We start from the raw sequence: 11,702 nt of genomic DNA, 5'->3' as shown, positions 1-11,702 counted from the left end.
CTTAATCGTAATTTTGGTTTTCTGGTCTGCGTACAAATTCTGAATCACTGAAATCAGCCGCAATAAAATGACCTGCCAGCAATGCCAGCAGGCCGAACAAAATAGAGAACTCAGTCATGCCTTCCCCGCGTAAAGGTGATTTTGCGTCTCGCGGATCTGCTGACAGCTTACGCATGTATCAACGCCGGGAACGGCAGCACGGCGTGCGGCAGGAATCGGAGCGTCACATTCTTCGCAAACGAAAGCAGAAGTCAGCGCAGAGGATTTGCGGGCGTTGGCGATCTGCGCGTTTAGAACCAGCGCTTGCCGCTCCTGTTCGTAGTCCATCAAATCGGCCATTAGTGCAACTCCGATTTTTTATTCAGTTGAATTAGAGCCTGTCGCCCTAATTCCGCGACACGGTGCGATTCTTTAATGACATCGTTAATATTTGTAATTGATTGATGAAATACGCCTCGATTAACGGATAAATTAATCAGGTCAGAGATCAGCTTTAACTCATTAGAGTAAACCGCTCTTGTTGGATAATGTTTCTCCTTGGTTTCTTTGTCTGTTTTTACATCCGCCAGAATTAAAGCTTCCGGGTTAGTCCCTTGCGCTTCAATTTTAATGATGGCGAAGGTGCCATTAACTTCAACCACGTTAGCCATTAGTGCAGCTCCTGCGCTTGATTCTCTATCGACTCGGCCTCTTGGCGGAGCAGCTCTACAGCCTCGGCAGCCGTTAAGCCGTTCTTAGAGATATGTGCAGCCAAACGTACCAAACGAGCAGCGGCGAGATCGGCTTGGTTCTTACGCTCATCAAGGCGGGCGTTATCAAGCAACACAGCCACCTGTGAAATATCGCCACCTTCCTTTGCCGGGTCTAACCCTATAAAAATCACATTCGACATATTTAACCCTTATTTCAGACAAAGCGATGCCCGGCGGGTTAACGCCAGAATTACGCAATGCAGTTAATTAACGTTTAATTCGCAATCATCATCACTGATAAATCGCGGCAAGGTTTTTGATAAATCAATCAGGTCATTCAGCGCCCACACAATTTGTTTACGCTCTGAATAACTCATTTCTGCAAACTTCATTTTTATATGCCGCTCTTTCAGCCCGGCATGAAAACAAAGAGTTCTGCGGATATGTTCCGGCGACTTATCAAAAGCCTCTTGCGCCTGATTCTGCTTATGAGGGAACAGCTCACGCTTAATCTGTGAAATGCGCTTAATGCCGATCGCTTTTTGTGTTTCAGTAGCCAACAACATGACAGCCCCAATTAACGGCAAAACAAACGGCGCAGCGGTGAAACAGGCTTAGCCGTTGACAGGCCGCGCAGTAAGGCCGCCTGATCGTGACGTGGGCGCCAGCGCTTGCCGCCCGGCAGTTCAATAAAACCGTGTCCAAAATGTCGCGATGGGCTTTGTTGTTTCAGCAGTGGAGCGATAGAAATAACCACGGTGATCACCTCAGCTTAAACCAGCAACAGCACTCAGCCCGCTGATCACGTCAACGGTGGAGGCCAGAGCCGGGGTTGATTGGATGCGGTTCTGAACGGTCAGGCCGATCAGCGACAAATGGCGGATCGCTGTGTTTACGCTTTCAAGCAGTGCGCTTTTGCGTACCGGCGTTTTGTGGTCGCCCTGCACGGCGGCGGCGGCAACGCTGCCAACTGCGGCCGTAGCCTGCAGTGCATACGTTGGAATATTCCCGGCGCAAGCCTCATTGACGGGCACGGACGGCATGCAGTTTATTTGTGCCAGCAATGCATCAATCAGGCTGGAATCCTCTGTAGCGTCAGTGATCGCCAGCAGTTCAGCACAAGTGAGCTGATGCGGCTGACCCGGACTCAGTTTGTTGCGCAGCGTCTGGACGTTCATGCCGAGATGTTTAGCCAGCGCCGTCACATTGTGGCGTGCTGGAAACTGTCGGCAGGCTTCATCGAAGTGCGGATGTTTAGAAATGGCGTAATCAAACATACTTTGCCCCCATAAATTCACTTAAAGTGAATCACGCACCGATGACGAGTTGAAAACGTGAATGGCCTAGCGCTTTACGTAACTGATCTTCTTTCCAGCGGGCGTAGTAGATACGGATCGGGCCACCTGCTTTTGTGCAGCCTTTACGGATAGTGCGGGGTTCGATGGGTAACTGCGGGTTGTCTCCTGTTGTCCAACGATAAACAGTTCGAAGAGAGACACCTTCCAACTCGGCAAATTGCTCGGTAGTTACGATCGGTGCGGGTACTTTGAAGATTGCGATTTCAGAAGCCATATTGCATGATTCCCTATTTGCCAATACTTGCAATTAATGGTCATCCGTTTGCCAACATTTGCCATTAATTACCTTAGGTTTAGCCGCATACTAATGCGCAAAAGCCGCAACAGTCAATACGTGGATGTGAATTTTATGGAAATCGATTCAGGAATCAGTAACGAGCATGTCTTAGACAGGATTTGTGATGTCTACGGTTACGCCCAAAAAATACAGCTCGCCCGGCACTTCAACATCGCCGCCAGTTCCCTGCAAAACCGCTACACTCGGGGCAGTATCTCCTATGACTTTATCGTCCATTGCGCCCTCGAAACTGGAGCCGACATTGGATGGTTACTTACCGGGAAAGGAGATAAATTCGCAAATGGCAAAACTCCGCCCGCTTTCAAAACTGAGGATTTATTCATCAAGACATTCACATTGAGTGAAGGAAAACTAGTTGATGAGTCAGAAATGCGAATTTCAAAATCACTCTTTAGTCGTGTTCCCCTTAATCCACAATGCCTCCGTTCAGACAACGTGATTCACTTCCTTGAGCTTGAAGCCTCGCTCTCTGATGGCTCATGGCTTGTAGATATTGAGGGGGCAAAAAGCATCCGTGAGTTAACAGTTCTACCGGGAAAAAAGTTACATGTGGCTGGCGGCAAAGTACCGTTTGAGTGCGGGATTGATGAGATAAAAGCGATTGGTAGGGTAGTAGGAATATACAGCGAGGTTAATTGATGGCTGTCCGTAAAAATCCCGCTGGCGGCTGGGTTTGTGAACTTTATCCGAACGGTGCGAAAGGTAAACGTATCAGAAAAAAATTCGCCACCAAAGGTGAAGCCCTAGCCTTCGAGCAATACACGGTTCAAAACCCGTGGCAGGAAGAAAAAGAAGACAGACGCACTCTTAAAGAGTTAGTTGACGCTTGGTATAGTGCCCACGGTATCACTCTGAAAGATGGTCTCAAACGTCAATTAGCAATGCACCACGCTTTTGACTGCATGGGTGAACCGCTTGCAAGAGATTTTGATGCACAGATGTTCTCTCGCTACCGTGAAAAAAGGCTTAAAGGCGAGCATGCGCGCTCAAATCGCGTGAAAGTAGTTTCTCCGCGCACACTTAATCTTGAATTAGCCTACTTTCGGGCTGTATTCAATGAGCTAAGTCGCCTTGGAGAATGGAAAGGTGAGAACCCTTTAAAAAATATGCGTCCCTTCCGTACAGAAGAAATGGAAATGGCTTGGCTCACTCAAGACCAGATCAGGATACTGCTTGCAGAGTGCAAACGCCATGAGCATCCAGATTTAGAAAACGTTGTGAGAATATGCCTCGCCACTGGTGCTAGATGGTCTGAGGCTGAGGGATTGCGTAAAAGGCAGCTCGCTGAATGCAAAATTACTTATACAAACACAAAGGGTAGGAAAAACCGTACCGTACCTATCAGCAAAGACTTCTATAATTCTCTACCTGAAGATAAAAAAGGTCGGCTCTTTTCTGATTGCTATGGCGCATTTCGTTCCGCTTTGGAAAGAACAGATATTGAATTGCCAGCGGGACAACTTACCCATGTTTTGCGCCACACCTTCGCGAGTCATTTTATGATGAATGGCGGTAACATTTTGGTATTGCAGCGCGTACTCGGCCATACTGATATCAAAATGACGATGCGATATGCGCACTTTGCTCCAGATCATTTAGAGGATGCAGTAAAGTTTAATCCACTTAGCGAGTTATAGTTAAAATCAACAAGCAGTTAAAATAAAATCATTAAAAAATGAAGGTTTAGGGTATAAAAAGCGATAAGCAGAACCACCTGCTTATCGCAAACTTATTTAATTATAATCATCATATTCTAATTCTAGGTATCCAAAATGAATTGATTTCAATTTATCAATAACCTCAACATTATCTATTTCAAGGTAAGCTATGTCTTCTTTAGCCTTATCAAGGTCACCTTCAAAGGTAATGAGAATTCTACATTCAAAACTCTCCTCTACATCTTTTGTAACGCTATCTAAGTATAATTGGTCATGATCAATCGAGTCATATTGATAAAGTGAAAATGTGCCTTCTGCATTCAGTTCAACATTAATCAAAGCTTCTACAACTATCGATGATTCAGTTTTCTCAATTAGTTTTAATTTATCATCAGATGTTGTGAAGTCTTCAAAGGTTACATCAACACCTTCAGGTTCCCAATTGAAAGGTGAATCTGCATCTTGATCAACATAGTATCCAGTAAATACACTTTCCAACTGACCTCTCAATTGCACTCCAAATTTACTAGCATTTAATAATTGGAATTCAGCCTCTAATTTTTTCACCACTATAAATGGCGCATCTTTATTATTGAAGTAATCTAATGCATCAGCAAGACTTTCATTATAATCAAGACATTCCGAGTCTTCACAATAACTTTTCCAATCTCCATCTTTTGCAACAGCATAAATAACCTCACCATTTTCTTTCGCCCAATGCTCTAATGCAAGTAAAGCTATAGCATCAGGGAATTCATTTTTCTTTTTCCCAGTAACTGCAAATGGTGGTTTATTATTAAAGTAATTATCCCTTAATTCAGCAACGCTAACATAGTCAGCAGAATCCAGAACAATAGCTCCAGTCCTCTTCAGGAATGCATTGACTCTTGAATTCGCTAGATCATTTATTTCTGGACTATCAATTAATTGCTGTTTTGCATCAATCAACAAGCTACCTTCGAAGAACAGATGCTCATTAGCCTCATCAAGCGCTTTTTGCAAAGATGTTTTGCTATTAATAGTTTTCTCATGCAAATGCTTTACAAGCTCATTAACGATGATATCTGTCAGAACAAACTTCGTCGGCGAATCATTAAATTGCTTTAATTTCCCAAGCAGACCTTTCTCTAGTTTTAATGCATTACCATCAAATATTGAGGTATCTAAAGTTATCGCTGTATAATTTTTCTCATTCATTGCAAAACTTCCTATCTATGATGGTTTGATTCGTTCGAATTTTATCATTGGCCTAATGAATGAAAAACCACGAAATCGTGATGAACATCACACCAATAGTCAAAGAATAAATTTCTCAGATTCGCAGTCTTAAACATATGGCGATAAAGTGGCGATAGAAATGGCAAATAAAGAGCAATCGCTGGCAAACAGTGGCAATGTATGTCAATGATAAACAACGTAAATTATTGATTTTCGGTTGTTATGGTAGGAACTCATAATCGCTTGGTCGTTGGTTCAAACCCAACAGGGGCCACCAAATTTTTGCTGTTTTCACAGCCTTACAAGCCATCCTGTCCGGGGTGGCTTTTTTGTTTCCCGCCTGCGTGCCACACTTCTCTCTCGGCATTCTCGTTTATTCCGACCCATAAGGATCCCGCATGATCGTCATCTGCGACCACGACAACCTCGACGCCTGGCTGGCGCTGCGCACCGCGCTGTGGCCGTCCGGCTCGCCTGAAGATCACCGCGCGGAAATGCGCGAGATACTGGCTTCACCGCACCACACCGCGTTTATGGCGCGGAGGCTGGACGGCGCTTTCGTTGGCTTTGCCGAGGTCGCGCTGCGCTACGATTACGTCAACGGCTGCGAATCGTCGCCGGTGGCGTTTTTGGAAGGGATTTATACCGCCGAACGCGCCCGCCGCCAGGGCTGGGCCGCGCGCCTGATCGCGCAGGTGCAGGAGTGGGCGAAGCAACAGGGATGCAGCGAGCTGGCGTCGGATACCGATATCGCCAATCTGGACTCCCAGCGCCTGCATGCGGCGCTGGGCTTTGCCGAAACGGAGCGAGTAGTGTTTTACCGCAAAACGCTGGGCTGATCAGGCAATTTTGCTTTGCCGCTGATGCGCCAGCTGCTCGGCGCGCAGCAGGATCTCCTGCAAATCGTCCTCGTCGATATCGAACAGATCCCCCTCCATCAGCGCCTCGTGCAGATCGCCACGGGTGATGGACACGGCATCGATCGGCAGATTGGCCGGCTTGGCCTCCGCCGGCGCCAGCGCGTGCGGGTAGCGTCGCCCGGCCAGGTTATTGAACAGAATGGCCAGCGCCGCCAGCAGCACCGAGTTCAGCAGCACCGGGTACAGCACGAAGTGGTAGCCCATCTGATGAATGCCGGGGCCGCCGAGGATAGCGGTGAGCGCCACCGCGCCACCCGGCGGATGCAGGCAGCGCAGCTTGAACATCAGGCCGATGGCCACCGCCGCCGCTATGCCGCAGGCCAGCCCCGGATCGGGGATCAGCAGGCCGGCGCTGACGCCCACCGTCGCCGCCAGCGCATTGCCGCCGACGATCGACCAGGGCTGCGCCAGCGGGCTGTTGGGCACGCCGAACAGCAACACCGCCGAGGCGCCCATCGGCGCGATAAACCACAGGTTCACCTCGCCCAAAATAAAGTGGCTGATCCAGCCGGCGAGCATCAGCCCCAAACCGGCGCCGACGCTGGAAATCAGCATCTCTCGCTTGCCCACCGCCAGCGGGTGCGGCCACAGGCGCGCACATCCCACTTTCACTCGCTCTATCCACTGCGTCTTCATGTTACCCAATACGGCTCAATTCACGTGTTGGCAACAAATATATCACATCATCCGGAAGGAACTCACGGCGCTGCAGGCCGCGGCATCAAACAACTTTTGGCCTAACAGATTGATTTTTAGCCATCCCTCGACAATGATGAATGTTCTCCCCTTAACCCCGAGGAACCGCCGATGTCTCAACCGATCACCGAGCTTTACACCGACAGTGAATTTTTCAGCCCGTACGCCATGTCCGCCTTTGTCGTGCTGACGGAAAAAGGCATTCCGTTCACCGTGAAGACGGTGGATCTGGCGAAAGAAGAGAATAAAGAGGCGGCCTACGCGGCGCTGTCGCTCACCCGCCGGGTGCCGACGCTGGCCATCGGCGAGTTTCAGCTCTCGGAGTCTTCGGCGATCGCCGAATACCTGGAGGACATCCATCCGGCCCACGCCGTGTACCCGCGCGACGTGAAGCTGCGCGCCAAGGCGCGCGAGATCCAGGCCTGGCTGCGCAGCGATCTGCAGCCGATCCGCGCCGAGCGCTCGACCGAGGTGGTGTTCAACAACGGCAAGTTCCCGCCGCTGTCCGAAGCCGCGCAGGGGGCCGCACGCAAGCTGATCGACGCCGTCGAAAAGCTGTTGAGCCATGGGCAGGATAATCTGTTCAGGGAGTGGTGCATCGCCGACACCGATCTGGCGCTGATGCTCAACCGGCTGGTGATGCACGGCGATCCGGTGCCGGAGCGCCTGCGCCACTATGCACACAAGCAGTGGCAGCGCCCGTCGGTGCAGGCCTGGCTGGCGCTGTCGGCAAAGCGGCGCGCCTAAGAAAAAAATCGGCGGCCACGACGCCGCCGTTCTCAATGCCGAGAAACAACATCACTGCTTGAGGGAAGGCAAATCACCATCCAGAGGGCAGATAGCCTAACAATGAAGCGATGGCGTACACCGCGCTGGCCAGGTACAGCAGCACAATGCTGATCTGCAGCAGCGGGTGCGTGATCCAGTTGCACTGCCAGCGCGGCGTCTGGTCGCCATGTTTGCGCGCGCCGCGCAGGATCAGCATCGGCATGATCGACAGGATCACCCCGCTGAACACCCCGGCGAAGTAGAGCGCGTTGACGAACGACACCAGCCCGCTGTAGGCCAGCGCGAACGGCGGCACCACCACCAGCAGCAGCACGCCAAAGCGGCGCAGCGGCAGCTCGTCGTTGCCCAGCCTGAACTTGTCGAAAATATTGGTCAGGAAGCTGCCGCCCAATCCCCAGTAGGAAGTCAGCATCGCGCACAGCGCGAAGATGTTGGCGGAGAAGAACGCCCACTGCCCCAGCGCCTGGCCCCAGGAGATGGTGGCCACGTCGGAGATGCCATCCAGCCCGCTGAGCGCGATCACCGACATCGGCACCGCCGCCAGCAAAATGAAGGTCACCGCCATGCCGACGATGATCGCCTTCGGCAGCTGCTCCGGCTTGTCGGCAAAGCCGCGCGCCATTTCCGGCACGATGTACTGCGCCGAGAAGCAGAACACCACCACGTTGAACACCGGCACCATAAAGCGCCAGTCGCCGTCCAGCAGGTTGCGCATCTGGGTGGTGTCTTTCAGCAGCGTCGCCGCCACCAGCGCGGTCAGCATCACCACCATGCCGATGCTGATGAACTTCTCGCCGCGGCCGATCGCTTTCAAACCGAGATACAGCACGCCGGCGGCAGGCACGAAGAACAGCAGGCTGCCCAGCGCCGGCGAGATGCCGAACAGCGATTGCAGCAGCTTGCCGCTGCCGGTCATGTAGGCGGTAAGCGCCCCGACGCTGTTGACGCACACCGAAGCGAACATCAGCCAGGCGCCCAGGCCGCCGACGTAGCGCTTCGCCAGCCCGCTCAGCTGCAGATGCGCGCGGGTGCGCAGCGTGGATTCGGCGACGTACAGCATGGTGATGGTGGTCAGGCTCCCCACCAGCACCAGCCAGAACAGCAGCGGCAGGAAACCGGCCTTGCTGGAGGCGTAGGCGATGGAGAGCACCCCGGCGCCGATATTGGTGCCGACGATCATCGCCACCCCTTCAAGGAAACTTAACGATTTGGCGGGTGCAGGTGCTCGCACCCCGGCGGCAAGCGCCGGAGAAACAGAGGTATTATCAGACATGCATCATCCTTTATCGCCCGGCGACGCTGGCCGCCGGGATGGGTTAACGTCCTGACGCTCAACGGCTCACATCGATACACAGGTATTTCAGCTCCAGATATTCTTCTATCCCGTAGCGCGATCCTTCACGCCCGAGCCCTGACTGTTTCACGCCGCCGAACGGCGCCACTTCGTTGGAAATCAGCCCGGTGTTGATGCCGACCATGCCGTACTCCAGCGCTTCCGGCACGCGCCACTGGCGCGCGGCGTTCTGCGTGAACAGGTAGGCGGCCAGGCCGAATTCGGTGTCGTTGGCCATGGCGATGGCTTCCGCCTCGTCATGGAAGCGGAACAGCGGCGCCACCGGCCCGAAGGTCTCTTCTTTGGCGAAGCGCATTTTCTGCGTCACGCCGGTCACCACCGTCGGCTGGAAGAAGGTACCGCCCAGCGCGTGCGGCTGGCCACCGGTGGCGATCTGCGCCCCTTTGATCAGCGCGTCGTCGATATGGCTCTGCACCTTCGCTACCGCATCGCTGTCGATCAGCGGCCCCTGGGTGGTGCCTTCCTGGCTGCCGTCGCCGACTTTCAACTGCTCGACCGCCGCCACCAGTTTCTCCGCCAGCCGCTCGTAGATGCCGTCCTGCACGTAGATGCGGTTGGCACAGACGCAGGTCTGGCCGCTGTTGCGGAACTTGGAGGCCATGATGCCCGCCACCGCCGCGTCCAGATTGGCGTCGTCGAACACGATGACCGGCGCGTTGCCGCCCAGCTCCAGCGACAGCTTCTTGATGCTCGGCGCGCACTGCGCCATCAGAATGCGGCCGACCTCGGTCGAACCGGTAAAGCTCAGCTTGCGCACCATCGGGCTGTCGCACAGCACCTTGCCCACCTGCGCCGCTTCCCCAGTCACCATCTGCAACACGCCGGCGGGAATGCCGGCGTCCTGCGCCAGCTTGGCCAGCGCCAGCGCGGTCAACGGCGTTTGCTCGGCCGGTTTGACGATGATGGTGCAGCCCGCCGCCAGCGCCGGCGCCACCTTGCGGGTGATCATCGCCGCTGGGAAGTTCCACGGGGTGATGGCCGCGCACACGCCGATCGGCTGCTTCACCACCACCAGGCGCTGCGAAGCCTGCGGCGCCTGCAATACCGCGCCGTCCACCCGCTTGGCTTCTTCGGCGAACCAGGTGATGAACGACGCGGCGTAGGCCACTTCGCCGCGCGCTTCCGCCAGCGATTTGCCCTGCTCGGCGGTCATCAGCTGCGCCAGATCTTCCTGTGCGGCCAGCACCTTGTCGGCCCAGGCCAACAGCAGCACAGAACGCTGCTTGGCGGTCAGCTGTTTCCAGTCGTTTTGCGCCCGCTGCGCCGCCGCGATCGCCTGCTGGGTTTCCTCTTCGCTGACCAGCGGAATGCTGGCCAGTTCGGCGCCGGTGGCCGGGTTGATCACCGCTTCGCGCTTGCCGCTCAGGGCATCGCACCATTCACCGTTGATCAGACACTGGCTGCGCAACAGCTCGGGATTGTTCAATTTCATGCCGTTCGCTCCTTAGTGAGCCAGCGCGCGGGACAGGATGCCCATCGCCTTGGTGAACTGATCGTCCGGGATGGTCAGCGGATACAGGAAGCGGATCACGTTGCCGTTCACGCCGCAGCTCAGCAGCAGCAGCCCTTCTTCCATCGCCTTCTGCTGAACCTGACGGGTGATATCGGCAGATGGTTTACCGGTGGCCGGATCGTTGAACTCCACCGCCACCATCGAACCTTGCGCCCGCACATCCGCAATCGCCGGGCTGGTTTTGCGCGCCTGCTGCAACACTTCCACCAGGTGCTGCCCCAAACGCTGGGCGCGCTGGCACAGCTGCTCTTCGTCGATCACGTCCAGCACCGCGTGCGCCGCGGCCACCGCCAGCGGGTTACCGGCGTAGGTACCGCCCAGCCCGCCCGGCGCCGGCGCGTCCATCACCTCGGCGCGGCCCGCCACCGCCGACAGTGGCATGCCGCCCGCCAGGCTTTTCGCCATGGTGATCAGATCCGGTTTAACGCTGTAGTGCTCCATGGCGAACAGCTTGCCGGTACGGGCGAAGCCGGTCTGTACTTCGTCGGCAATGAGAAGAATGCCGTGCTGGTCGCACAGCGCGCGCAGCGCCTGCATAAAGTCGGCCGGCGCCACGTTGAAACCGCCTTCGCCCTGCACCGGCTCCAGCACGATCGCCGCCACCTGCTTGGGATCGATATCCGCTTTAAACAAGCGATCCAGGCTGTTCATCGCGTCTTCGGTGGTCACGCCGTACAGCGCGTTCGGGTACTGGCCGTGGAACACCGAGCCGGGGAATGGGCCAAAGCCCAGTTTGTAAGGCGCCACTTTGCCGGTCAGCGCCATGGTCATGTAGGTGCGGCCGTGGAAGCCGCCGCCGAAGGTGATCAACCCCGGGCGGCCGGTGTAGGCGCGGGCGATCTTCACCGCGTTTTCCACCGCTTCCGCACCGGTGGTGAAGAAGGCGGTTTTACACGGGCCGGCGATCGGCGCGCGCTGGTTGATGCGCTCCGCCAACGAAACATAGCTTTCGTAAGGAACGATCTGATAGGCGGTGTGGGTGAAGGCCTGCAGCTGCTTTTCAATCGCGGCGATCACCTTCGGGTGGCGATGGCCGGTGTTCAGCACGGCGATCCCCGAGGCGAAGTCGATCACTTCATTGCCTTCCACATCCCACAGCGTAGCGTTCTCTGCGCGCTCGGCGTAAAAACCACACATCACGCCCACTCCGCGCGGGGTGGCGTCCTGACGGCGTTGGTTCAATTCTGCGTTTTTCATGCTGTTCTC

17 protein-coding genes are annotated in these 11,702 nt (G+C 54.6%); 4 read left to right on the top strand and 13 right to left on the bottom strand.

Annotated elements, in window-relative coordinates:
- Position 1: 1 nt before the first annotated feature.
- The 8 genes from ACJ8PI_RS17370 to ACJ8PI_RS17335 all read right to left on the bottom strand — a co-directional run bounded on the left by ACJ8PI_RS17370 (position 2) and on the right by ACJ8PI_RS17335 (position 2,264).
- The gene (locus tag ACJ8PI_RS17370; RefSeq protein ID WP_319861437.1) at positions 2 to 175 is read right to left on the bottom strand and encodes a hypothetical protein; all 174 of its coding nucleotides are present in this window, start codon (positions 173 to 175) and stop codon (positions 2 to 4) included.
- Positions 115 to 327, bottom strand: a complete 213-nt coding sequence (locus ACJ8PI_RS17365) for a TraR/DksA C4-type zinc finger protein (RefSeq protein WP_442528141.1) — start codon at positions 325 to 327, stop codon at positions 115 to 117. The genes ACJ8PI_RS17370 and ACJ8PI_RS17365 overlap by 61 nt, the downstream gene beginning before the upstream one ends.
- A gap of 11 nt (positions 328 to 338) precedes the next feature.
- Entirely contained in the window at positions 339 to 650 is a 312-nt protein-coding gene (locus ACJ8PI_RS17360) for a DUF5405 family protein (RefSeq protein WP_319861401.1), read from the bottom strand.
- Positions 650 to 892, bottom strand: coding sequence for a DUF2732 family protein (locus ACJ8PI_RS17355; RefSeq protein ID WP_319861402.1), 243 nt, complete (start codon positions 890 to 892; stop codon positions 650 to 652). Before ACJ8PI_RS17355 ends, ACJ8PI_RS17360 begins: the two co-directional genes overlap by 1 nt.
- 63 nt (positions 893 to 955) lie before the next feature.
- Positions 956 to 1,258, bottom strand: coding sequence for a hypothetical protein (locus ACJ8PI_RS17350; protein ID WP_319861403.1), 303 nt, complete (start codon positions 1,256 to 1,258; stop codon positions 956 to 958).
- 11 nt (positions 1,259 to 1,269) lie between these two features.
- Positions 1,270 to 1,449 carry a phage filamentation protein Fil family protein gene (locus ACJ8PI_RS17345; protein ID WP_319861404.1) on the bottom strand — a complete coding sequence of 60 codons (180 nt, stop codon included), beginning with the start codon at positions 1,447 to 1,449 and terminating at the stop codon, positions 1,270 to 1,272.
- A 10-nt stretch (positions 1,450 to 1,459) separates the two neighbouring features.
- On the bottom strand, positions 1,460 to 1,969 hold the full coding sequence (locus ACJ8PI_RS17340) for a phage regulatory CII family protein (protein WP_319861405.1): 510 nt from the start codon (positions 1,967 to 1,969) through the stop codon (positions 1,460 to 1,462).
- A gap of 31 nt (positions 1,970 to 2,000) precedes the next feature.
- Complete coding sequence (locus ACJ8PI_RS17335; RefSeq protein WP_072009646.1) at positions 2,001 to 2,264, bottom strand: hypothetical protein; 264 nt, start codon at positions 2,262 to 2,264, stop codon at positions 2,001 to 2,003.
- A gap of 135 nt (positions 2,265 to 2,399) precedes the next feature.
- Between ACJ8PI_RS17335 and ACJ8PI_RS17330 the strand changes: the two genes are divergently transcribed.
- A complete protein-coding gene (locus ACJ8PI_RS17330) occupies positions 2,400 to 2,987 on the top strand; it encodes a phage repressor protein CI (RefSeq protein ID WP_193168753.1) in 588 nt (195 codons plus the stop codon).
- Positions 2,987 to 3,985: a phage integrase gene (locus tag ACJ8PI_RS17325; protein WP_319861406.1), complete on the top strand. Its 999-nt coding sequence runs from the start codon at positions 2,987 to 2,989 to the stop codon at positions 3,983 to 3,985. Before ACJ8PI_RS17330 ends, ACJ8PI_RS17325 begins: the two co-directional genes overlap by 1 nt.
- Before the next feature lie 96 nt (positions 3,986 to 4,081).
- Here ACJ8PI_RS17325 and ACJ8PI_RS17320 read toward each other — a convergent pair whose 3' ends face one another.
- Positions 4,082 to 5,203 carry a PIN domain-containing protein gene (locus ACJ8PI_RS17320; RefSeq protein ID WP_319861407.1) on the bottom strand — a complete coding sequence of 374 codons (1,122 nt, stop codon included), beginning with the start codon at positions 5,201 to 5,203 and terminating at the stop codon, positions 4,082 to 4,084.
- A 419-nt stretch (positions 5,204 to 5,622) separates the two neighbouring features.
- Here ACJ8PI_RS17320 and aac(6') point away from each other — a divergent pair, with 419 nt between their 5' ends.
- Complete coding sequence (gene aac(6') / locus ACJ8PI_RS17315) at positions 5,623 to 6,063, top strand: aminoglycoside 6'-N-acetyltransferase (protein ID WP_164134667.1); 441 nt, start codon at positions 5,623 to 5,625, stop codon at positions 6,061 to 6,063.
- On the opposite strand, the gene ACJ8PI_RS17310 is transcribed toward aac(6'), so the two are convergent.
- Positions 6,064 to 6,780, bottom strand: a complete 717-nt coding sequence (locus tag ACJ8PI_RS17310) for an HPP family protein (RefSeq protein ID WP_049234204.1) — start codon at positions 6,778 to 6,780, stop codon at positions 6,064 to 6,066.
- Between the two features lie 171 nt (positions 6,781 to 6,951).
- Here ACJ8PI_RS17310 and yfcF point away from each other — a divergent pair, with 171 nt between their 5' ends.
- The gene (gene yfcF, locus ACJ8PI_RS17305) at positions 6,952 to 7,587 is read left to right on the top strand and encodes a glutathione transferase (protein ID WP_041036793.1); all 636 of its coding nucleotides are present in this window, start codon (positions 6,952 to 6,954) and stop codon (positions 7,585 to 7,587) included.
- Between the two features lie 73 nt (positions 7,588 to 7,660).
- On the opposite strand, the gene ACJ8PI_RS17300 is transcribed toward yfcF, so the two are convergent.
- Genes ACJ8PI_RS17300 through ACJ8PI_RS17290 form a run of 3 tightly spaced genes read right to left on the bottom strand, consistent with a single transcriptional unit; the run spans position 7,661 to position 11,693 of the window.
- On the bottom strand, positions 7,661 to 8,902 hold the full coding sequence (locus ACJ8PI_RS17300) for an aromatic amino acid transport family protein (RefSeq protein ID WP_039569357.1): 1,242 nt from the start codon (positions 8,900 to 8,902) through the stop codon (positions 7,661 to 7,663).
- A gap of 58 nt (positions 8,903 to 8,960) precedes the next feature.
- Positions 8,961 to 10,415 (bottom strand): NAD-dependent succinate-semialdehyde dehydrogenase, encoded by a 1,455-nt coding sequence (locus tag ACJ8PI_RS17295; protein ID WP_041036795.1) that lies wholly within the window; start codon positions 10,413 to 10,415, stop codon positions 8,961 to 8,963.
- Positions 10,416 to 10,427: 12 nt separating this feature from the next.
- Positions 10,428 to 11,693, bottom strand: a complete 1,266-nt coding sequence (locus ACJ8PI_RS17290) for a 4-aminobutyrate--2-oxoglutarate transaminase (protein ID WP_164134668.1) — start codon at positions 11,691 to 11,693, stop codon at positions 10,428 to 10,430.
- Between the last annotated feature and the right edge of the window lie 9 nt (positions 11,694 to 11,702).

It is taken from the genome of Serratia sp. CY82433, from assembly GCF_052166535.1.
In the GTDB taxonomy this organism is placed as follows: domain Bacteria; phylum Pseudomonadota; class Gammaproteobacteria; order Enterobacterales; family Enterobacteriaceae; genus Serratia; species Serratia sarumanii.
This window is presented reverse-complemented; position numbering and strand designations above follow the sequence as displayed.